Origin of the sequence: Pseudomonas sp. OV226 (assembly GCF_003148705.1) — a bacterium.
Classification (GTDB): domain Bacteria; phylum Pseudomonadota; class Gammaproteobacteria; order Pseudomonadales; family Pseudomonadaceae; genus Aquipseudomonas.
The window spans coordinates 524131-544549 of sequence record NZ_QGGS01000004.1 but is presented as its reverse complement, the minus strand read 5'-3'; the positions used below and the strand labels follow the sequence as shown (position 1 = coordinate 544549).

General features: G+C 60.4%; 20 protein-coding genes. All 20 read left to right on the top strand.

Annotated features, from left to right (window positions below):
• The coding region (tssE, locus tag C7534_RS11080) for a type VI secretion system baseplate subunit TssE (protein WP_256594762.1) at window positions 1-407 on the top strand (407 nt) is incomplete at its 5' end.
• A 10-nt stretch (window positions 408-417) separates the two neighbouring features.
• The gene (locus C7534_RS11075; protein WP_046030733.1) at window positions 418-942 is read left to right on the top strand and encodes a PAAR domain-containing protein; all 525 of its coding nucleotides are present in this window, start codon (window positions 418-420) and stop codon (window positions 940-942) included.
• A 10-nt stretch (window positions 943-952) separates the two neighbouring features.
• Window positions 953-1924: a DUF6402 family protein gene (locus C7534_RS11070; RefSeq protein WP_109785764.1), complete on the top strand. Its 972-nt coding sequence runs from the start codon at window positions 953-955 to the stop codon at window positions 1922-1924.
• An 11-nt stretch (window positions 1925-1935) separates the two neighbouring features.
• Window positions 1936-2328 carry a hypothetical protein gene (locus C7534_RS11065; RefSeq protein WP_256594761.1) on the top strand — a complete coding sequence of 131 codons (393 nt, stop codon included), beginning with the start codon at window positions 1936-1938 and terminating at the stop codon, window positions 2326-2328.
• 76 nt (window positions 2329-2404) lie between these two features.
• Window positions 2405-2821: a hypothetical protein gene (locus tag C7534_RS11060; RefSeq protein WP_223523068.1), complete on the top strand. Its 417-nt coding sequence runs from the start codon at window positions 2405-2407 to the stop codon at window positions 2819-2821.
• 130 nt (window positions 2822-2951) lie between these two features.
• Window positions 2952-3173 (top strand): hypothetical protein, encoded by a 222-nt coding sequence (locus tag C7534_RS11055; RefSeq protein ID WP_046030729.1) that lies wholly within the window; start codon window positions 2952-2954, stop codon window positions 3171-3173.
• Window positions 3170-3592: a hypothetical protein gene (locus C7534_RS11050; protein WP_146206167.1), complete on the top strand. Its 423-nt coding sequence runs from the start codon at window positions 3170-3172 to the stop codon at window positions 3590-3592. The genes C7534_RS11055 and C7534_RS11050 overlap by 4 nt, the downstream gene beginning before the upstream one ends.
• Window positions 3585-4013, top strand: a complete 429-nt coding sequence (locus C7534_RS11045) for a hypothetical protein (RefSeq protein ID WP_109785761.1) — start codon at window positions 3585-3587, stop codon at window positions 4011-4013. The genes C7534_RS11050 and C7534_RS11045 overlap by 8 nt, the downstream gene beginning before the upstream one ends.
• A 24-nt stretch (window positions 4014-4037) precedes the next feature.
• Window positions 4038-5825, top strand: a complete 1788-nt coding sequence (tssF, locus tag C7534_RS11040; RefSeq protein ID WP_109785760.1) for a type VI secretion system baseplate subunit TssF — start codon at window positions 4038-4040, stop codon at window positions 5823-5825.
• The gene (tssG, locus tag C7534_RS11035) at window positions 5789-6796 is read left to right on the top strand and encodes a type VI secretion system baseplate subunit TssG (protein ID WP_046030724.1); all 1008 of its coding nucleotides are present in this window, start codon (window positions 5789-5791) and stop codon (window positions 6794-6796) included. The genes tssF and tssG overlap by 37 nt, the downstream gene beginning before the upstream one ends.
• Window positions 6797-6809: 13 nt before the next feature.
• Window positions 6810-9458 (top strand): type VI secretion system ATPase TssH, encoded by a 2649-nt coding sequence (gene tssH / locus C7534_RS11030; RefSeq protein WP_109785759.1) that lies wholly within the window; start codon window positions 6810-6812, stop codon window positions 9456-9458.
• Between the two features lie 10 nt (window positions 9459-9468).
• The gene (locus C7534_RS11025; RefSeq protein WP_109785758.1) at window positions 9469-10986 is read left to right on the top strand and encodes a sigma-54 interaction domain-containing protein; all 1518 of its coding nucleotides are present in this window, start codon (window positions 9469-9471) and stop codon (window positions 10984-10986) included.
• A 93-nt stretch (window positions 10987-11079) separates the two neighbouring features.
• Window positions 11080-11220 (top strand): hypothetical protein, encoded by a 141-nt coding sequence (locus tag C7534_RS11020; RefSeq protein ID WP_007894589.1) that lies wholly within the window; start codon window positions 11080-11082, stop codon window positions 11218-11220.
• A 17-nt stretch (window positions 11221-11237) separates the two neighbouring features.
• Window positions 11238-12434 (top strand): type VI secretion system-associated FHA domain protein TagH, encoded by a 1197-nt coding sequence (gene tagH / locus C7534_RS11015; protein WP_109785757.1) that lies wholly within the window; start codon window positions 11238-11240, stop codon window positions 12432-12434.
• 5 nt (window positions 12435-12439) lie between these two features.
• A complete protein-coding gene (gene tssJ / locus C7534_RS11010; RefSeq protein WP_109785756.1) occupies window positions 12440-12940 on the top strand; it encodes a type VI secretion system lipoprotein TssJ in 501 nt (166 codons plus the stop codon).
• Between the two features lie 2 nt (window positions 12941-12942).
• Entirely contained in the window at window positions 12943-14274 is a 1332-nt protein-coding gene (tssK, locus tag C7534_RS11005; RefSeq protein ID WP_046030714.1) for a type VI secretion system baseplate subunit TssK, read from the top strand.
• 5 nt (window positions 14275-14279) lie between these two features.
• Window positions 14280-15155, top strand: coding sequence for a type IVB secretion system protein IcmH/DotU (gene icmH, locus C7534_RS11000; protein ID WP_109785755.1), 876 nt, complete (start codon window positions 14280-14282; stop codon window positions 15153-15155).
• A 13-nt stretch (window positions 15156-15168) separates the two neighbouring features.
• The gene (tssM, locus tag C7534_RS10995; protein ID WP_109785754.1) at window positions 15169-18693 is read left to right on the top strand and encodes a type VI secretion system membrane subunit TssM; all 3525 of its coding nucleotides are present in this window, start codon (window positions 15169-15171) and stop codon (window positions 18691-18693) included.
• A complete protein-coding gene (locus C7534_RS10990; RefSeq protein WP_109785753.1) occupies window positions 18693-19421 on the top strand; it encodes a PP2C family protein-serine/threonine phosphatase in 729 nt (242 codons plus the stop codon). The genes tssM and C7534_RS10990 overlap by 1 nt, the downstream gene beginning before the upstream one ends.
• Window positions 19418-20419, top strand: coding sequence for a serine/threonine-protein kinase (locus C7534_RS10985; protein WP_177412228.1), 1002 nt, complete (start codon window positions 19418-19420; stop codon window positions 20417-20419). Before C7534_RS10990 ends, C7534_RS10985 begins: the two co-directional genes overlap by 4 nt.

Sequence of the window (20419 nt, the reverse complement as noted above, 5' to 3'; positions counted from 1 at the left end):
TGACTGGATACGGCAGCCTTTTCGAACGCCTGGGTGGCGACGCGGACAAACGCGTCGGCTGGAGCCGCGAGGTTTCCGCCATGGCGTCCGTGGCTGCCCATCTGGCCAAGATGCTCAGCACCCGTGCGGGCAGCGTGCAAACGCTGTCCGATTACGGGCTACCCGATCTCAATGACATGCGTCTGAGCCTGCACGACTCCCTGAGTCAGGCCCGTCTGGCCATCGAAAATTTCATCGAAGCCTACGAGCCACGCCTGAGCAATGTGCGTGTCATTTCCCTGCCGCGTGACCACGATCAGCTTCGCCTGTCCTTCAGCATCGAAGGGCTGCTGGAAGTTGATGGTTTCAAGCGTCAGGTCAGTTTCGCCGCGCGCCTGGATGGCAGCGGTCAAGTGAAGGTCAACTAAGGAGATTCGTATGTCCGGCAAACCCGCAGCACGTGTATCCGACCCCACCGCTTGCCCGCTCCCCGGCCACGGCACCAACCCGATCGCCGCCGGTTCCGGCGACGTGTTCTTCGACGGCCTCGCGGCCGCCCGCCAAGGCGATGCCTCGGCGTGTGGTGGTGCGATGTCGGGCGGGTTGGCGACGACGGTTTTGATTAACGGCAAACCGGCTGCGACGGTGGATTCCGTCGGGACTCATGGCAACAAGGTTACGGCCGGGTCCGGGACAGTGATTATCGGGAATTCGCATTCGGCGGTGCCGTTTGTTCCTCCGTTGCCGGTGGAAATTCAGTGGCCGTTTACCGAACACTTCGTTGTGACTGATCCCGAGACAGGCGCGCCGATAGCGGATCGCGGATACACAATCCGCACGGACTCAGGAAAAGAAATAACAGGCGTCACGGATAGTGAAGGAAAAACTTCGGTAATTGGCTCCTCAATTGCTGAAGGGGTTACGTTGCTTTTAGAACCTCAAAACTCTATTGCCATTTGCTGAGGTTTATTCCATGCCCGCGCCGATCAAAGCTCCTCTGACTCCAGCTCAGAATAAAGAAGGTCAAAGCGTTCAAGCTAAGGTTTTTCAGCTTTCTTCAATTCCTAAAGTTATGGATAAATTGGGTTGGACGGTGGCCGCTCGTGTCATGCGGAAGTGGTTCGCTGGTGAGCCCTATGAGTTGCCAAAATCTGTTAAGCAAGGTGACATAGCAGCGAGTACCTTGAGTGCGGATAAGCTTATAACTGATATATCGTTTGAGTGGTTGTTTACTGGGTCGAAGCGTGTAAAGCCAAAAGTTGATGAGTATATTGCTGAGCTATCATCAACATCAGAATTTAACGGAAGTGCCGGTAGAGTAAAAGGTTCGCTCGACGAGCTTTCTAAAGGGCTGATCGTATTGATGACGCGACTCCAGCGACTTGGCTTGCTGGATGCAAAGTCAAAGAAGCTAAAAAGCGCATACCTGGATTACAGTGATAAAACAGCTATTGAGTTGGAGGATATATCCCAATTTAATTTGATTAGGTTCGGGGCTAAAGATTGGGAAAAGGCTACGGATGCGTTGGATGATGTATACGGCGCTTTAGGGACTTTCGTCGTAAAAGTCGCGGCAACTAAATTTCGCACTATTCAAAACGATCATGGCTTTCCGGCAATAGAAATAGAGCAGGTTGGCCTTTACGTTCGGGATACTTACGACTTTCTCAATGCCGGGGACGATCAATTATTGGGCTATTGGGCGCCTGAAGGGGTAACCCGGCCCGGTCCGATTGACTATTTTGCCGAGCCTGCGTTGATTGAAAAAGCCGGAGTCGAATATCACAAAGTGACGAATGGGCACTTTAATAAATATCGGCAAGTGAACGGGAAGGGTGGAGATATGATGATTTATACGACGGTCAAGTTGTATGACGTGTCTTTTATAATTCATCTTGGTCCTATCGATTTTGAAGAGTACCTATCTCGCTCTGGGTCTAAGTGATTATGAAAAAAATGTCGTATTTGTTGGTGCTGATATTGCTTGTAGTAGGCGCGCCTGTTTCCGTTTGGCTATACATTAAGCATGGGGCTGCCGTTACGGCGGAAGTTTATTCCATGACTTGGAATGAAGCTAAAACTTGTTATATTAATTCGTATATACCGAAGTATTCTAATTTTGGCGTCGCTGGGAAATTTGTAAAGCTTTTCACTAGTGAAGCGTTTTTTCGAGTGTATAGCGTTGAAGGTGAGTTGCTGAAGTCGTCTGAGTGGCTGCTTTGGCAGAATGAATTCACGACAGATGAGCGCTCGCAATGGGTTAATGGTCATGCGATTTATCCAACTTCAACCGGGTACGAAGGGTGGAGTATTACAGCGTGCGCGCCGTTAGATGACGGAAAAGAATAAGCAAACTGTCGGATTGGAGGGGAAGTGTATTGAGCATATTTATCAGCAACACCCCACACAAGGTTCTGGAGATCTGATGTCCAGGCTCACTAGGGAGGGGGAGTTGTGCCAGTGCACGGATAAAAAGCGCCTGTCCATTACTTTGCTTATCGCTTTCCTGAGCTCCATTGGGCTGCTGGCGATTTTGGTTTTGTTTGCTGTGCTGTTGCGTATGGAACGGTCCGTCGCCCCGACTTTGATTGCTCATCCCAATGCGCTTTGGGTGGGTGGCGAAGATGGTGGGGTATTTATCGAAGTCTCCAAGGCCGAAGCACCAAATTACTACGTACAGGTTCGTCACGAGAATGGCGATATGTGGTCGCAAGGCTGGGTTCGATACAGCACGAAAGACGGTTTTCCTCTGAGCGCTGCCGGTATTACAGGGTTTGACGGCGAACAACTTTATCTACACACCAGCACGGCGATGACGCCTGAAAAAGCGAGAGACCGGTAATCATGGACGAGCAAAAAGAACAGCAAAAAGAGGTCGGGCCTCATCTCCATTTCTGCGCCCTGCAATCCGTCAAACGTGAACGTGATGGTTATCAGCGCAGCTGGACCCTCGAGGATGGAGCCTTTTGCCCATGATCGACGTATCGGACGAGATGCGCATGTATCTGATGTTCATCGCCGACAGCAATCTGTTCGGCGGCATCGCGATCTTGAGTTTTCTGCTGATTGTCACGGCGATCAGCAAGCGACTGCGTCAGTCATGGCTGCATCGCTCGCTGACGTTCATGGTCCTGATTTCATTGGTGGCCATCGAAATCGTGGGCAGCTGTTACTCCTCGGTGCGTCCCGCATGAACATGCTGGCCCGCATCGTCTGCTGCCTGTTGATCCACGGTGTTTTCTGTGTGGGTTACACGTTTCTGAATAACTTCGCGGCCGACTGGTACATCTCGACCTACGGCGGCTTGACCTCCCGTGGCGTGAACATTCGTCTTACCAGCAAATTCCTCTACGAGTTTTTCCTTGTCTTCAACGCGGTGCTGGCGCTGATTCCTGTGCTACGTGTGAAGTTGATCCTGTGGGCGATCTGGGTAGGACTAATTCTCCTGTGGATGCTGCCGCATCATCCGCTACGGGCGCTGCTCTATGGCATCGGCCAAGGAATATTCACCTTGACGGCGATCCTTCTCAGCACCGGGCTGGATGGCTGGTACAAGCGCAAAGTAGTTGGCGCAAAAGCCTCGAAGCTCGCGTCGGGGGCCGACCATGCTTAGCCGAGCGCAACTGAGTTTCTTCATGGTTGCCTTGTGGTGGCCATTGCTGGCGGTGCTGGCGATTTTTTCCTATGGCCTGTGGATTGGCGAGTACTCCACGTTCGACTCATCCGAGACCCATTGGGTGTACCTGTTGTGGTGGGGCATCCCCGGTCTGTTGATGTTTTCGCTGTGGACTTCTCGATCCGCCAAGAACCGTAGCGAGCAACAAGCGCTGCGGATGGTCTGGTTGGCGCCGTTGAAGTTCATTCCGTTCTACGCCGTGCCATGGATGCTTTATGGCTTGTTCAGTCTGGTCGCCGGGCAGCTCAGTGACTCTTACATGGCCTACGGCTGGATCCTGATCGTGCCGTACCTCCTGATCGCCGGCTACGTCTGTGCGGGTCTGACGGTAGCGCTCTACAGGACGTTTTATTCATGAGATTCAATACCAGGCAGGTACCCCGTGTCCTTTAACCACTACTACCAAAGCGAACTCACCGCACTGCGCCAGTTAGGCCGCCGTTTCGCCGAGCGTAGTCCCGCGTTGGCACCTTTCCTCGGCCAGGCTGGGCGGGATCCGGACGTGGAGCGGTTGCTGGAAGGTTTTGCGTTCCTGACCGGTCGCCTGCGTCAGAAGCTCGACGACGAATTGCCAGAGCTCAGCCATTCGCTGATGCAGCTGCTGTGGCCCAACTACATGCGCCCGCTGCCGGCGTTCAGCATTTTGCAGTTCGACCCGCTCAAGCGCTCCGGGCCTGCGTTGAAAGTCGAGCGCGATACGCCGATTGAAAGCGTGCCCATCGAAGACGTGCGCTGCCGTTTCCGCACGTGCTACCCGACCGAAGTCCAGGCGCTGGATCTGGCCGCGCTGACCTATTCGGTGAAAGGCGACGGTTCGCTGTTGAGCCTGCGTTTGGAGATGAGCGCTGACGGTCACCTCGGTGAATTAGAGCTAAGTCGCCTGCGTTTGCACTTCGCTGGCGAGCGTTACATCAGCCAGATGCTGTACCTCAGCCTGTTGCGCAACCTCGAAGGCATCGAACTGATCCCGCTGGATGGCGCAGGCAAACCCATCAACGGTGTCAGCGGTAAACCGATGGCGTTCAAGCTGCCCGGCGACCGTGTGCAGCCGGTGGGCTTTGCCGAAGAAGAGGCATTGATTCCGTATCCGCTGAACACCTTCCGTGGCTATCGCTACCTGCAAGAGTATTTCGCTTTTCAGGACAAGTTCCTGTTCGTCGACGTCAACGGTCTGGACCTGCTCAAGGCGCTGCCGGAAGACACGCTGAAGCAGATGCGCGGCCTGGAGTTGCGCTTCGATATTCGCAAGAGCGGCATCATGCGCATGCGTCCGACCCTGGACAACGTGAAGCTGTATTGCACGCCCATCGTCAATCTGTTCAAGCACGATGCGTTGCCGATCCGCCTCGACGGTAAGCAGGACGAATACCTGTTGCTACCCGCCGAATACGACCTGGAAAACTGCGGTGTGTTTTCCGTGGAAACCGTCACTGGCTGGAAGCCCGGCGGCCTCGGTTATCAGGAATACGTGCCGTTCGAATCCTTCGAGCACGACCCGAGTTTCGACGTGCCCACCAGCCGTCCGCATTACAGCATTCGTCAGCGTTCGTCCTTGCTGCACGACGGTCTCGACACTTACCTGAGCTTCGGCATCCGCCACACCGAAGCCCATGAAACCCTGTCGATCGAGCTGACGTGCACCAACCAGAACCTGCCGCGCAAGCTCAAGCTCGGCGACATTTGCGTGGCCTGCGAAGAGACGCCGGAGTTCCTGAGTTTCCGCAACATCACCCCGGCCACTTCCAGTTTCGCGCCGCCGCTGAACCGTGACTTCCTGTGGAAGCTGATCAGCAACATGTCGCTTAACTATCTGTCGCTGGCCGACGTCAATGCGTTGAAGGTGATTCTCGAAACCTACGACCTGCCGCGCTACTACGACCAACACGCGGAGAAGGTCAGCAAACGCCTGCTCGGCGGGCTCAAGTCGATCAAGCATCACCACGTCGACCGTTTGCATCGCGGCTTGCCGGTGCGCGGGTTGCGCACCGAGCTGACCATCGACCCGGAAGGCTATATCGGCGAAGGCGACCTGTTCGTGTTCGCTTCTGTTCTTAACGAGTTTTTCGCGCTTTACGCCAGTCTCAATTCGTTCCACGAGCTGCGGGTAAAAAGCACACAGGGAGAGGTGTACCAATGGACACCACGTATGGGCCTGCAGCCCCTGCTTTAAGCGGGCTGACCCGGGTAATACGCGAGTACTCGCTGTTTCAGGCCGTGCTGCTGGTGATCGACCGGCTGCGCGCGGCGCACCCGTACCTGAGCGAAGACGATCTGTACGACCAGCTGGAATTCCAGGCCAATCCGAGCCTGGGTTTCCCTGGCAGTGACGTCGATCGCGTGGAGTTTTTCGAAGAGCACGGGCAGATGCGCGCGCGCCTGCGGTTCAACCTGATCGGCCTGGTCGGTTCCGGTTCGCCGCTGCCGGCGTTCTATGGCGAACAGGCCTTGGGCGACAGCGAAGACGGCAACCCGACGCGCAACTTCCTCGACCTGTTTCACCATCGCCTGCAACGGCTGATGCTGCCGATCTGGCGCAAGTATCGTTACCGCGCGAGCTTCCAGAGCGGCGCGCTCGACCCGTTTTCCTCGCAGCTGTTTGCCTTGATCGGCCTGGGTGGCGAAGAGATCCGCAAGGCCCAGGAACTGAACTGGAAACGCCTGCTGCCGTACCTCGGCTTGCTCAGCTTGCGGGCACACTCGGCGGCGCTGATCGAAGCGGTGTTGCGTTACTACTTCAAGCACGAAGACCTGGTCATCGAGCAGTGCATCGAGCGTCGCGTGGAAATTCTCGACGAGCAGCGCAATCGTTTGGGCCGAGCCAACAGCCTGCTGGGCGAAGACCTGGTGCTGGGCGAGCACGTGCGCGACCGCAGCGGCAAATTCCGTATCCACATCACCCAACTCGACTGGCAGCGATTCCATGAATTCCTGCCGATCGGTTTCGGCTACCAGCCGTTGTGCGCGCTGGTGCGGTTCACCCTGCGTGACCCGCTCGACTACGACATTCGCCTGGTGTTGCGCCAGGAAGAAATCCCCGAACTGCGCATCGGTGAGCAGAACGCCTGTCGCCTGGGATGGACCAGTTGGCTGGGCCGCGAAAAAGCGGACGGCGTGGTGACCCTGGGCAGCAAAATTCATTAAGGACAGATGACCAATGATCAACGTAGACCTGCAACAACTTATCCAGGCGCTGGACGCCGAAACCCGTCGTGATCTGGAAAGTTCGGCCGAGCGTTGCGTCGCTCGTGGCGGCAGCAAAATCCTCGTCGAAGACTTGCTGCTGGGCCTGCTGGAGCGCCCGCAAGGCTTGCTCGCACGCGCGCTGCAAGATGCCGAAGTGGACGCCGGTGAGCTGAACGCCGCGTTGCAGTCGCGGGTCGAGCACAGCGCCTCGCGCAATCCGGTGTTCGCCCCGGAACTGGTGCAGTGGCTGCAAGATGCGTTGCTGGTGGCCAACCTCGAACTGGGCCAGACCCAGGTCGAACAAGCTGCCCTGATTCTCGCGCTGCTGCGCAACCCGATGCGCTACGCCGGCAGCCGCTACCAGCCGTTGCTGGCCAAGCTGAACATTGAGCGTCTGAAAGAATTCGCCCTGTCGCAGAAAGAACAACCGGCCACCGGAAAACCCGCCGTGCCGGGTGAGTCGTTGCTGGAGCGCTTCACCCACAACCTGACTCAACAGGCCCGCGACGGCAAACTCGACCCGGTGCTGTGCCGCGATGGCGCGATCCGCCAGATGGTCGACATCCTCGCCCGCCGGCGCAAGAACAACCCGATTGTGGTCGGTGAGGCTGGTGTGGGTAAAACCGCCATCGTCGAAGGCCTGGCCTCGCGCATCGCCGCCGGTGAAGTACCGCAAGTGCTCAAAGGCGTTGAGTTGCTGTCGCTGGACATGGGCCTGTTGCAGGCGGGCGCCAGCGTCAAAGGTGAATTCGAGCGTCGCCTCAAAGGCGTGATCGACGAAGTCAAAGCCTCGCCGAAACCGATCATCCTGTTCATCGACGAAGCCCACACGCTGATCGGCGCGGGCGGTAATGCCGGCGGTTCCGACGCGGCCAACCTGCTGAAACCGGCGCTGGCTCGTGGCGAACTGCGCACCATCGCCGCCACCACGTGGGCCGAGTACAAAAAATACTTCGAGAAAGACCCGGCGCTGGCCCGTCGTTTCCAACCGGTGCAACTGCACGAACCGACCGTCAGCGAAGCGGTGACCATCCTGCGTGGCCTGGCTCAGGTGTACGAGAAGAGCCACGGCATCTACCTGCGCGATGACGCGGTGGTCTCCGCTGCCGAACTGTCCGCCCGTTACCTGGCGGGTCGTCAACTGCCGGACAAAGCCGTCGACGTACTCGACACCGCCTGCGCCCGCGTTCGCATCAGCCTCGCCGCCGCCCCGGAAAGCCTTGAACGCCTGCGTGGCGAACTGGCCGAAGGCGGCCGTCAGCGTCAGGCCCTGCGCCGTGATGCCGAAGCCGGTTTGCTGATCGATCACGAAGCGCTGGACGCGTTGGAAGATCGCCTCGACGAAGCCGAGAGCGAAATGATCGCGCTGGAAACCCTGTGGACTGAACAGAAAGAATTGGCCGAGCGCCTGCTGGATCTGCGTCAGCAACTGGCCAAGGCCCGTGAAGCCGCCGCCGTCGAGCCGACCGTGACGGTTGAAGAAGACGCCGAAGGCACCGTGATCGAAACCCTGCCGGTGGACGAGGCGCAAAGCGTCGCGTCTCTGGAATCCGCACTCAACGACACGCACAAAGCCCTGACCGAACTGCAAGTCAAAGAACGACTGGTGAGCTTCGAAGTCTGCCCGCGTCTGGTCGCCGAAGTGATCAGTGCCTGGACCGGTGTGCCCTTGGCGCAACTGGCCCGTGAGCACAACGCCAAGGTCGCCAGTTTCGCCACCGACCTGCGCACGCGCATCCGGGGTCAGGAGCAAGCCGTTCACGCACTGGACCGCTCGATGCGCGCCACGGCAGCGGGCCTGAACAAACCGGACGCGCCGGTCGGCGTGTTCCTGCTGGTCGGCCCGAGCGGTGTCGGCAAGACCGAAACCGCATTGGCCCTCGCCGATTTGCTGTACGGCGGTGATCGTTTCATCACCACCATCAACATGTCCGAGTTCCAGGAGAAGCACACCGTCTCGCGCCTGATCGGTGCGCCACCGGGCTACGTCGGTTACGGCGAGGGCGGCATGCTCACCGAAGCCGTGCGTCAGAAGCCGTACTCCGTCGTCTTGCTCGATGAAGTCGAAAAGGCTGACCCGGACGTGCTCAATCTGTTCTATCAAATCTTCGACAAAGGCGTGGCCAACGACGGCGAAGGGCGCGAGATCGATTTCCGCAACACGCTGATCCTGATGACCTCGAACCTGGGCAGCGACCGCATCAGCGAGCTCTGCGAAAACGGCGCGCGGCCGACCGCCGAAGTGCTTGAAGAAACCATTCGCCCGGTCCTCAGCAAACACTTCAAGCCGGCGCTGCTGGCGCGCATGCGTGTGGTGCCTTACTACCCGGTGGGCGGCCCGGTGCTGCGCGAGTTGATCGAAATCAAACTCGGCCGTCTGGGCGAACGCCTGAACCGTCGTCAGCTGGATTTCACGTACTGCCAGAACCTCGTCGATCACCTGGCCGAGCGCTGCACGCAAAGCGACAGTGGCGCACGCCTGATCGACCATTTGCTCGACCTGCACGTGCTGCCGCTGGTGGCCGACCGCTTGCTCGATGCGATGGCCACCGGTGAAAGCCTCAAGCGTGTGCATGCCACGCTCGACGGTGACGCCAGCGTGATCTGCGAGTTCGCCTGAGGTGGGTGTGATGTTCACTCAAGTGCCGCAACCGCTGGTCTATGCCGAAGCCTTGCTGGCGCAGTTCGCCAGCCTGTCGCGGGCGGCGGACGGTGCTGCGCTGCTGGGTGACTTCGTGCGTGGGGTGGCCGAGCTCAGCGGTTGCGAACTGACGCAGCTGTACTTGCTGGACGCGACCCACACCTGCCTGGGGATGAACGCCGAGTGCCTGAACGGCATTCTGCAACCCCGGGAAGCGGCGAGCCTGCCGGCGGATTACAACGGTGAACAACTGCTGCAATTTGCCTTGTGCCAGAACCGCGTGGTGAGCCTCGGCGAGTTGAGTGGCAGCCTGCACGAAACCAGTTTCCTGCCGCCGCAGGCCACGCCTTGGCAGTCGCTGTTGTGCGTGCCACTGGTCAATCAACAGAAAGCGGTTGAAGGCTTGCTGCTGTGCGCCAGTCGCCAGCACATCGACCTGCAAGGGTTCGCCGATTCGCTCGGGCAGTTGGGCTCTTTCGTGCTCGGTCAGTTGCATTTGCTGCAACGCTTGCTTCGTCCAGCGGGTGACTCAAAACCAGCGCCAGTCAGTGTGCCGAGCGCCAGCGGTTACGGCTTGATCGGCAAGAGTTCGGCCATGCGCCAGACCTATTCGCTGATCAGCAAAGTCCTGCACAGCCCTTACACCGTGCTGTTGCGCGGCGAGACCGGCACCGGCAAGGAAGTGGTCGCGCGGGCGATTCACGATTGCGGCCCGCGCCGTTCCCAGGCGTTCATCGTGCAGAACTGCGCGGCGTTCCCCGAGAACCTGTTGGAAAGCGAGCTGTTCGGCTACCGCAAAGGCGCCTTCACCGGCGCTGACCGCGACCGCGCCGGGCTGTTCGACGCAGCCAACGGCGGCACTTTGTTGCTCGATGAAATCGGCGACATGCCGTTGTCGCTGCAAGCCAAGTTGCTGCGCGTGTTGCAGGAAGGCGAGATCCGCCCGCTCGGTTCCAACGACACCCACAAGATCGACGTGCGCATCATTGCCGCGACGCACCGGGATTTGTCGGTGCTGGTGAGCGAAGGCAAATTCCGCGAGGACTTGTACTACCGCCTCGCGCAATTCCCGATCGAGTTGCCGGCCCTGCGCCAGCGTGAAGGCGACATCCTCGACCTGGCCCGGCACTTTGCTGAAAAGGCCTGCTCGTTCTTGCAGCGCGACGCGGTGCGCTGGTCCGATGCCGCGCTGGATCACCTGTCCGGTTATGCCTTCCCCGGCAACGTGCGCGAACTCAAAGGCCTTGTCGAACGTGCGGTGTTGCTGTGCGAGGGCGGCGAGTTGCTGGCCGAGCATTTCTCCCTGCGCATGGAAGCCATGCCGGAGGACAACAGCCTGAACCTGCGCGAACGCCTGGAGCAGGTCGAACGCAGTTTGTTGCTCGATTGCCTGCGCAAAAACGACGGCAACCAGACCCTCGCCGCCCGCGAACTCGGCCTGCCACGCCGCACGCTGCTTTACCGCCTCGGGCGCCTGAATATCAATTTGGGTGACTTCGATGGGTAGGCAAAAGACCTTCGATTCCACCTCATTTGCTTTTAACAGCGCCGCCCAAACGGGTCGGCGCTTTGTGCTTTGTCTACCCCTGGAGACCCTCTGATGCCTGTTCGTCACTGGCAAGCCGTCCTGCTGACCCTCGTCGTTCTATGCGGCCTCGGCGGCTGTAGCGGCAATTACAAATACAACGACAACACCTATCGCCCATTGGGTGATCCGCAGGCGGTCAATCGCGGCAAGTGACCGCAAGGAGTATCACCATGGAACTGGTTTTCGAAATGCTGAACACCAAGCAGTTCGTGCCCACCGATTTATGCCAGAAGACCTTCAAACAGGCCGGTGGCGTGATTGGACGTGGCGAGGATTGCGACTGGATCATCCCGGACCGCAAGCGGCACCTGTCCAATCACCACGTGAACATCAGCTACCGCGAAGGTACGTTTTTCCTCACCGACACCAGCAGCAACGGTGTCCAGGACGGCGAAAGCGGTGCACGCCTGCGCAAAGGCGAAGCGGTGCGCATCGAACACGGCAGTACCTACGTGTTGGGTGACTTCGAGATTCGTGCGCGGCTGGTGCGTGACCCGGCGACGTTCGACGGCGAAGTCGGGCGTCCGCGTGCGGCAGGCAGCATTATTCCGGACGATGCCTTCCTTGATCTGGACCCGCTGAACGCCCTCGAACAGCAGGAGCGTGTGTACTCCGAAATCGAGGAACTGATTTCCCCAAGCACCACGATCGAGGACACCCGTCAGCGCGCCGACTACGCGCGCATCGACATGGAAAGCCTGATGGTCCCGGAGCTGATCAATGCCCCGGCCGAACCCGCGCCGGCCCCTGCGCCGAAACCGGTCGAACGTCAGAGCGAAGGCTTCTGGGAGCATTTCGGTGCTGCGCTGGGCGTGGACCTCAAAGGCCTCGACCACGACGCCCGCGAAGCCTTGGCGCTGAACGCGGCACGTCTGCTCAAGCAAAGCGTCGGCGGTTTGCAGCAGAGCCTGCGCACCCGCAGCGAACTGAAAAACGAACTGCGTCTGGCCCAGACCACCGTGCAAGGCTCTCAAAAGAACCCGCTGAAATTCGCCGTCGATGCCGGGGAAGCACTGGGCATTTTGTTGCAGCCGAACAAGCCGGGCCAATTGCCGGCCGAGCAAGCCATCTCCCGCGCGTTCCGCGATTTGCAGGCCCATCAAGTGGCCTTGCTGACCGCCAGCCGCGCCGCCGTTCGCGGCACGCTGGAGCACTTCTCGCCGCAGCAATTGACCCTGCGTTTCGAGCGCGACAACAAGCCGCTGCTGGCCACGTCCGGCAGTCGCTGGAGAGCCTACGGCCGTTATCACCAGGCCCTGCGTCAGGACGATGACTGGAGCGAACGCCTGCTGGCCCGCGACTTTGCCCAGGCCTACGAAGAACAGATCCGTCTGATTTCCACCCTACACACCGACCACCAAGGATGATGCGCATGTCTCGCTGCTCGACCGCTTTTTTCAAGACGCTGACAACGGTCGTGGCCCTGGTGCTACTGGCCGGTTGCTCGTCGCTGTCGCCGTATTCGAAAGTGACCAAGCTCAACCTGAAACTGACCGCCAGCGATCAGTTGAACCCGGACCTCAACGGTCGTCCGTCGCCGATTGTTGTGCGTCTGTTCGAGCTCAAGCACCCGGTGACCTTCGAAAACGCCGACTTCTTCAGCTTGTATGAACGCGCCAAGGAATCCCTGGCCCCAGACCTGGTGGCCAGCGAAGAACTCGAGCTGCGTCCGGGCGAAACCGTCGAGCTGAAACTCAGCGTGGAGGAGGGCAGCCGCTACGTCGGCGTACTCGCCGCGTACCGCGACCTGCCGGAAACCAAATGGCGCTACACCGTGCAGATCACCCCGGTGGAAGTCACCGACGCTGACCTGACGCTGGACTCGGCCGGTATCCGCAACAGCCACGAAGCGCTCGCCAAGGTAGATGACTGATCATGAATACCCATAAAGTCATTTGGCAGGAAGGCATGCTGCTGCGTCCGCAGCACTTCCAGCACAACGATCGCTACTACGACCACCAGATGAAAACCCGCACCCAATTGCTGGGCGGTTACACCTGGGGCTTCCTCAACCTGGACATCGATTTGCAGTTCCTCAACATGGGCAAACTGGTGATCAGCCAGGCCTCGGGGATTCTGCCGGATGGCAGCCTGTTTGAACTCGGCGGCAACACCGAACCGCTGGCGCTGGACGTGCCGCCCAACACCGGCAACACGCCGATCTACCTGGCGCTGCCGCTGGTCACCGGTAACCACATCGAGTCGCGCCGCCCGGAGCAATCCGACGTGCTGGCGCGCTACACCGCGTACGAAGCCGAAGTCGCCGATTCCAACGCCGGCGACGATTCCGCCAGCCAGGTGCGCTGCGGTCGCCCGGATTTCAAACTGTTGCTCGGCGAGCAGCAGAGCGATCAGGCCTACGTGAAGCTGAAAATCTGCGACGTGCTCGACACCACGCCCGACGGCGTGATCAGCCTCGATCCGGATTTCGTGCCGACCTACATTCAGGCACATTCGTCCGGCTACCTGCTGTCGTGCCTGAAGGAAGTGATCAGCATGCTCGGTCACCGCGGCGACACCATCGCTGACCGGATTCGCTCCAACGGCAAGGTCGGCGGCGCGGAAGTCGGCGACTTCATGATGCTGCAACTGATCAACCGCACCGAACTGCTGCTGCGTCACTACCTGGGACTTGAGCAGGTGCATCCGGAAGAGTTGTACCGCACGCTGCTGACCATGCTCGGCGATTTGGCGACGTTTTCCAGCGAGAGCAAACGCCCGCGCCTGGACAGCCGTTACCAGCACAGCGATCAGGGCGCGAGCTTTCGCAAACTGATGGAAGCGATCCGTCAGGTGCTGTCGATGGTGCTGGAACAGCACGCCATCGAACTGATCCTGCAAGAGCGTCAGTACGGGATCATCGTTTCGCCGTTGCACGACCACAAGTTGCTGGGCTCGGCCTCGTTCGTGCTGGCGGCCAGTGCCAACTGCGACTCCGAAGAACTGCGCCACCGCTTGCCGGCGCACCTCAAGGTCGGCCCGGTGGAGCGCATCCGCCAACTGGTCAACCTGGCCCTGCCGGGTATCAAGGTCAAACCGTTGCCGGTGGCCCCGCGGCAGATCGCGTTCCACTCCAACAAAACCTATTTCATCCTCGAACTCAGTTCCGAAGACCTGGCACAACTGGAGCGCTCCGGCGGCTTCGCGTTCCATGTGTCTGGCGAATTTGCCGAGCTTGAGCTGAAATTCTGGGCCATCAGGAACTGACAGACATGATCAAGGACATGGAACACCATCAGGACGATAAAACCGTCTTGCTCGACCGCCAGGGCCACGGCCCGGCGCAAAGTCCGCTGACCGACTTCGCCGCGCCACCGCGCTTCGAACAACTGGAAGAACGCATGATCTACGCCGCGCGCCTGCGCCCGGCCGAAGCGTTCAACATCAGCCTCAATTCGCTGGTGGCCGCCGCTTCCGAGCTGTTGTCGGAAGTGGTGCGGCTCAAGCACAGCGACACCCGCGAAGACCTGTACGCGCTCAACGAGCGGCTGACCGCCGGGCTCAAGCTGTTTGAAGTGCGCGCACTGCACAACGGCGCCGAAAGCAGTCAGGTAATGGCTGCGCGTTACGTGCTGTGCACCGTGGTCGACGAAGCCGTCGTGACCACGCCGTGGGGCAACGAAAGCGAGTGGTCGCAGATGAGCCTGCTCAGCAGCTTCCACAACGAAACCTTCGGCGGCGAGAAGTTCTTCCAGCTGCTGGATCGCCTGTCGAAAAACCCGGTCAAGCACCTGCCGATGCTGGAACTGATGTACCTGTGCCTGTCCCTCGGTTTCGAAGGCAAGTACCGCGTGCAAGCACGCGGCATGCTCGAACTCGAAGGCATCCGCGACGCCTTGTACCGGCAGATCCGTCAACTGCGTGGCGACGTGCCGCGTGAGCTGTCGCCGCACTGGGAAGGCCTGAACGACCAGCGCCGCAGCCTGGTGCGCATCGTGCCGGCGTGGATGGTGGTGCTGTTCACCTTCGTCTGCCTGGTGGTGATGTATTCCGGTTTCGCCTGGGTACTCGGCGAGCAGCGCGACACCGTTCTGCAACCTTTCCAGCCGCTAGATCCGGCCGCGGTCCAGCCGCAGTCGCAGCCGTAAACAGGGACGTGTCATGAAAAAGTTTTTCAAGAAAGTCGGCGCATTCTTGCGCAAGACCTGGGTCTGGACCTTGCTGGTGGTGCTGTTTGTCGCGCTGCTGGTGTGGTTCGTCGGACCGCTGCTGGCGGTGGATGACTACAAGTTCTGGGAAGGTTCGACCTCGCGCTTGCTGACCATCAGCGTGCTGTTCCTGATCTGGGGCCTGACCATGGTCTTCGTCAGCTGGCGCGCCGGTGTGCGTAAAAAAGCCGTCGAAGACACCGAAGACGGCCAGGATCGCATCCGCCGCGAAGAGCTGATCGACGAAGAAGAGAAGGAGTTGAAGGTGCGTTTCAAGGACGCCCTGAAAACCCTCAAGACGTCGAGCCTGTATCGCGGCCGCAGCGAACGCTGGCGCAGTGATTTGCCGTGGTACTTGCTGATCGGCCCACAGGGCAGCGGCAAGACCAGCCTGCTGGACTTCTCGGGCCTTGAGTTTCCGATCAACAAGATCGACCGCAAACTCACCCGCGACACCCAAGGCACCCGTCATTGCGACTGGTACTTTGCCGACCACGGTGTGCTGATCGACACCGCTGGCCGCTACCTGACCCAGGCGGACGGCGAAGTCGACGGCAGCGCCTGGAGTACCTTGCTCGACCTGCTGCGCAAGCGTCGCCGCAACCGTCCGTTGAACGGTGTGCTGGTGACCATTCCGGTGGAAACCCTGCTGTGCCCGGACGAGAAAGACCTCGAGACCCTGGCCCGCCAGGTGCGTGCGCGCTTGCAGGACGTGCATCAAAAACTCCACGTCGACGTGCCGGTTTACCTGGTACTGAGCAAGGCCGACAAGCTGCTCGGTTTCGACGAGTTCTTCGATCAACTGACCCGCGAAGAAAGCGATCAGGTGCTCGGCACGAGCTTCCGCAAAGAGCAGAGCGGCACCGATGTGACCGTGCTGCGCACCGAGTTCGAAGAGCTGCTGCGTCGCCTCAACAGCCAAGTGATCATGCGCATGCACCAGGAGCGTGACACCCAGCGCCGTGGCCGCATCCTCGATTTCCCGCATCAACTGGGGCAAATCGGCGAGCGCCTGTGCCTGTTCGTCGACATGGCGTTCACCGGCAACCGCTACCAGCGTGTCAGCCAGTTGCGTGGTTTCTACCTGACCAGCGCACCGCACTTGACTCAAGAAATGGACCAGACCACCGCCGGCATCGGCGCGAGCCTGGGCATGAACGCCGGTATGCTGCCGACCTTGCGCAGCGGCCGCTCGCGCTTCATTCACCATTTGCTCAGCCGGGTGATTTTCCCCGAGGCCGACCTGGCCGGGCTGGACAAGCGCGAACGCAGCCGCATCCATTGGGGCCAACGAGCGCTGTATGTGGGCGCGCTGGCGGCCTTGGCGTTGTTCGGCATGCTGTGGGCGGGTGGTTTCTCGGCCAACTACGAGCGCCTGGAAAACCTGCGCAACCTCGCCACTAATTGGACACAACAACGCGCGGCCCTGACCGCGCGCGATGATTCCATGGCGGTGCTCAAGCCGCTCGACACGGCCTACGCGGCGACTCAGGTCTTCCCGAAAAAAGGTGACGTGGGTTACCACGAGCGCGGCGGTCTGTACCAAGGCGAAGACGTCAACCCAGTGGTCAAGAGCGCCTACGAGCGTGAGCTCGAAGCGCAACTGCTGCCGAAAGTCGCGACCCTGCTGGAAGGGCAGATCCGCGCCAACATGCGCGACCGCGAGCGTCTGCTCAACAGCCTGCGCGCGTACCTGATGCTGAACATGAAAGACCGTCGCGACGGTCCGTGGCTCAAGGATTGGGTCGCTACCGAATGGTCCCAGCGTTATGCCGGCAACACCGCCGTGCAGAACGGTCTTAACACGCACTTCGAACGTTTGCTGCAGCAGCCGTTTATCTACCCGTTGAACGATCAACTGGTGGCTCAGGCACGTCAGGTCCTGCGCAGCGAATCGCTGGCCAACGTGGTTTACCGGATGCTGCGCGAGCAGGCCCGCAACCTGCCGGAGTACCGTCTCAGCCAACACCTCGGCCCGCAAGGTTCGCTGTTTGTCGGCACCGATTACGTGATCCCGGGCTTCTACACCCAGCAGGGTTATCAGCAGTATTTCTCGGTCCAGGGTTCTGCGCTGGTCACCGACATCCTGCGTGACAACTGGGTGCTGGGCGAAGGTTCGGGCATCAGCGGCATGGACTTGCGTCGCCTGATGGTCGAACTGGAGCAACTGTACTTCCGCGACTACGCCAATTTCTGGAGTGAAGCGGTGGGCCAGGTGGCACTGCCCGCAATCAGCGACTTCAGTGAAGGCGCCGAGCAACTGGCGGGCCTGACCTCGGCCAACTCGCCGGTGCTGCAACTGCTGGTGGAAGTGCGCGAGAACACCCGTTTTCCAGTGATCGCCGAGAGCGCCGATGACGCTGCTGCGGCGGCCGAAAAACTCGCGGAGAAGGGCGGCAAGCTCGGCAAACTGGCCTCGGCTGCGGCGGACAAAGCCGCGGACATGGCGAAGAACCTGCCGGACACCGCGAAGAAATCCCTGCAACGTCGCTTCGAACCGCTGCACCGTCTGCTGGATGACAACAACGGCCCGGCCGCTGATTTGACCCCTGCATTGGCGGCGCTCAACGACCTGCAACTGCAACTGGCAAGCCTGGCCCGTGCCAGCGCGCCGGAGCAAGCCGCATTCGAAATGGCCAAGACCCGCATGAGCGGCCAGCGCGATGCGTTGAGTGCGTTGCGCAATGCCTCCAACCGCTTGCCGCGTCCGGTCAGCGTGTGGTTCAACGTGCTGGCCGAAGACACCTGGCGCCTGGTGCTCAACGATTCCTACCAGTACCTGAACCAGCGCTATCAGAGCGAGCTGTACAGCTTCTATGGCAAGGCGATCAACAAGCGATATCCGTTCAGCGCCCACAGCACCAGCGACGTGGCGATCAGCGACTTCCGCGAGTTCTTCAAGGCCCAGGGCATCAACGATCGCTTCTTCGAGACGTACATGCGCCCGTTCGTGAGCGGTGATCCGGGCAACTTCCGTCTGCGCGTCATCGACGGTCACAGCCTGCCGATCTCCAAGGTCTACCTCGACCAGATGGCCGCGGCACAAGTGATCCGCCAGAGCTTCTTCTCGATCAACCCGGCCGAGCCGCAAGTGCAGTTCAAACTGGAGCCGTACACCCTCGACCCGGCCGTCAGCCGCTCCGAGTTCAAGTTTGGCGACAAGACCATCGAATACCGCCACGGCCCGATCGTGCCGGTGTCGTTCAAATGGCCGACCGACGCTGAAGACGGTCGCACCAGCCTGGTCCTCGACAAAATGGCTGGCCGCCCGATCGGTATCGAAAAGAACACCGGCCCATGGTCGCTGTTCCGTCTGTTCGACCTGATGCAGACCGAGTACCTGAGTGGTCGCGACGTGCTGGTATTGAAAGCCGACGTGGGTGGCCTGCGCGCCAACTACTTGCTGACCAGCCAACGCACGCCGAACCCGTTCGACATGGGCGTGCTGCGTACTTTCCGTATGCCGGTGCAGCTCTGATGCTGGTGGCCATCCCCTGGCGCAGCGCTGCGCGTACCGACGCCGGCAAGGTTCGGGCGCGCAACGAAGATGCTTTCCTCGACTGTCCACAGCAGGGGCTGTGGGTGGTCGCGGACGGCATGGGCGGTCATCAGGGTGGCGACATCGCCAGCCAGTTGATCGTCGCCAGCCTGGCGGAATTGCCGGTGCAGGATGATTTCGACGAACGCCTCAAAGGCATCCGCCAGTGCCTGCACTGGTTGAACCGCCGCTTGGGTCAGGAGTTGACCGTCACCGCCGGGCGCCACGACAGCATCATGGGCAGCACCGTGGTGGCGCTGCTGGTGGGCGGCAATCGCGCGGCCTGCATCTGGGCCGGCGACAGCCGTTGCTACCTGTGGCGCGGCCAGCGTTTGTATCAACTGTCCAAGGACCACTCGCTGCAACAGCAACTCATCGACGAGCAAAACATGAGCATCGAAGACGCCAAGGCTCACCCTGCCGCCCATGCCCTGACCCGTGCGGTCGGGGCGGCCGAGCAGTTGACCCTGGACGTGCTCGAACTCGAGGTTTATCCCGGCGATGCGTTTCTGTTGTGCAGCGATGGTTTGTACAACGGGCTGAGCAGCGATGCCTTGGGCAACGCCCTGAGCCTGACCGCGCCGCACGTTGCGCTGGAGCGTCTGTTCGATGGCGCTCTGCGTGGCTCGGCGCGGGACAACCTGACTGCCGTGGTGATCCGCCAATGACCCAACTCATGCCGCCGCTCGACGACCTGCTGGTGAGCGACGAAGAAGTCAGCAACCTGACTTATTTCGCGTTCGCCAAGCCGAATAAAGCTGAGCCCGCGCTGGCGCCGACCAAGCCCAGCCTCGGCGAAATGCCGGACGTACTCGCAGGTCGTTACCGCATCGAGCGCCTGCTCGGTGCCGGCGGTATGGGCGCGGTTTACCGCGCACGGGATTTACTGAGCGAACAGTTCGGCGATCCCGACCCTTACATCGCGCTGAAAATCCTCAGCGAAGAATTTGCCGAATCGCCGGACGCCAGCGCCTTGCTCTACAGCGAGTTCGCCCTGACCCGGCGCCTGCGCCACGACAACGTGCTGCGTTTACACAGCTTTGACGTGGACACCGACTGCCAGCGCGCCTTCATCACCATGGAACTCATGCGTGGGCTGACCCTGGACAAATTACTCTGCGAGCGGCCCCTGGGCCTGCCGTGGAAAGAACTGCGCGACATCGCGCTGCCGCTGCTCGACGCGCTGGCCTACGCCCACTCGCGCGGCGTGCTGCACGGCGACATGAAACCGAGCAACGTGATGCTCAGCGAAGAAGGCGTGCGCTTGTTTGACTTCGGCCTCGGCCAAGCCGTGGAAGGCATCCTGCCCGGCCTGCCACACCTGAGTCGTGAGCGCTTCAACGCCTGGACCCCCGGCTACGCCGCCCCGGAACTGCTCGAAGGCCAGCCGCTGAGCTCGAGCGCCGATGTGTACGGCGTCGCCTGCGTGCTCTACGAGCTGGCCGGCGGCAAACACCCGTTCCGCCGCTTGCCCTCGACCGAGGCCCGCGACGGCGAGCTCGAACGCGAGCTGCACCCGCCGCGCAACCTGCCCAAACACTGCTGGCCAGCCCTGCGAACGGCGCTGGCTTTCGATGCGGCCAAGCGCACCATCACCGCAGCCCAATTGCGTGACGCCCTGGGCGCCACTTCGTCTTTGCTGCAACGCCTGCGATTTGGGGCGTAA

Excerpts from the sequence above, each read along its gene's own strand:
- tssH (WP_109785759.1), top strand. The coding sequence starts at position 6,810 with ATGATCAACGTAGACCTGCAACAACTTATCCAGGCGCTGGACGCCGAA.
- tssK (WP_046030714.1), top strand. The coding sequence starts at position 12,943 with ATGAATACCCATAAAGTCATTTGGCAGGAAGGCATGCTGCTGCGTCCG.
- C7534_RS11070 (WP_109785764.1), top strand. The coding sequence starts at position 953 with ATGCCCGCGCCGATCAAAGCTCCTCTGACTCCAGCTCAGAATAAAGAA.
- C7534_RS11060 (WP_223523068.1), top strand. The coding sequence starts at position 2,405 with ATGTCCAGGCTCACTAGGGAGGGGGAGTTGTGCCAGTGCACGGATAAA.
- C7534_RS11045 (WP_109785761.1), top strand. The coding sequence starts at position 3,585 with ATGCTTAGCCGAGCGCAACTGAGTTTCTTCATGGTTGCCTTGTGGTGG.
- C7534_RS11020 (WP_007894589.1), top strand. The coding sequence starts at position 11,080 with ATGCCTGTTCGTCACTGGCAAGCCGTCCTGCTGACCCTCGTCGTTCTA.
- tssM (WP_109785754.1), top strand. The coding sequence starts at position 15,169 with ATGAAAAAGTTTTTCAAGAAAGTCGGCGCATTCTTGCGCAAGACCTGG.
- C7534_RS11050 (WP_146206167.1), top strand. The coding sequence starts at position 3,170 with ATGAACATGCTGGCCCGCATCGTCTGCTGCCTGTTGATCCACGGTGTT.
- C7534_RS11055 (WP_046030729.1), top strand. The coding sequence starts at position 2,952 with ATGATCGACGTATCGGACGAGATGCGCATGTATCTGATGTTCATCGCC.
- C7534_RS10985 (WP_177412228.1), top strand. The coding sequence starts at position 19,418 with ATGACCCAACTCATGCCGCCGCTCGACGACCTGCTGGTGAGCGACGAA.
- C7534_RS11065 (WP_256594761.1), top strand. The coding sequence starts at position 1,936 with ATGTCGTATTTGTTGGTGCTGATATTGCTTGTAGTAGGCGCGCCTGTT.
- tssJ (WP_109785756.1), top strand. The coding sequence starts at position 12,440 with ATGTCTCGCTGCTCGACCGCTTTTTTCAAGACGCTGACAACGGTCGTG.
- tssG (WP_046030724.1), top strand. The coding sequence starts at position 5,789 with ATGGACACCACGTATGGGCCTGCAGCCCCTGCTTTAAGCGGGCTGACC.
- icmH (WP_109785755.1), top strand. The coding sequence starts at position 14,280 with ATGATCAAGGACATGGAACACCATCAGGACGATAAAACCGTCTTGCTC.
- C7534_RS11025 (WP_109785758.1), top strand. The coding sequence starts at position 9,469 with ATGTTCACTCAAGTGCCGCAACCGCTGGTCTATGCCGAAGCCTTGCTG.
- C7534_RS10990 (WP_109785753.1), top strand. The coding sequence starts at position 18,693 with ATGCTGGTGGCCATCCCCTGGCGCAGCGCTGCGCGTACCGACGCCGGC.
- C7534_RS11075 (WP_046030733.1), top strand. The coding sequence starts at position 418 with ATGTCCGGCAAACCCGCAGCACGTGTATCCGACCCCACCGCTTGCCCG.
- tagH (WP_109785757.1), top strand. The coding sequence starts at position 11,238 with ATGGAACTGGTTTTCGAAATGCTGAACACCAAGCAGTTCGTGCCCACC.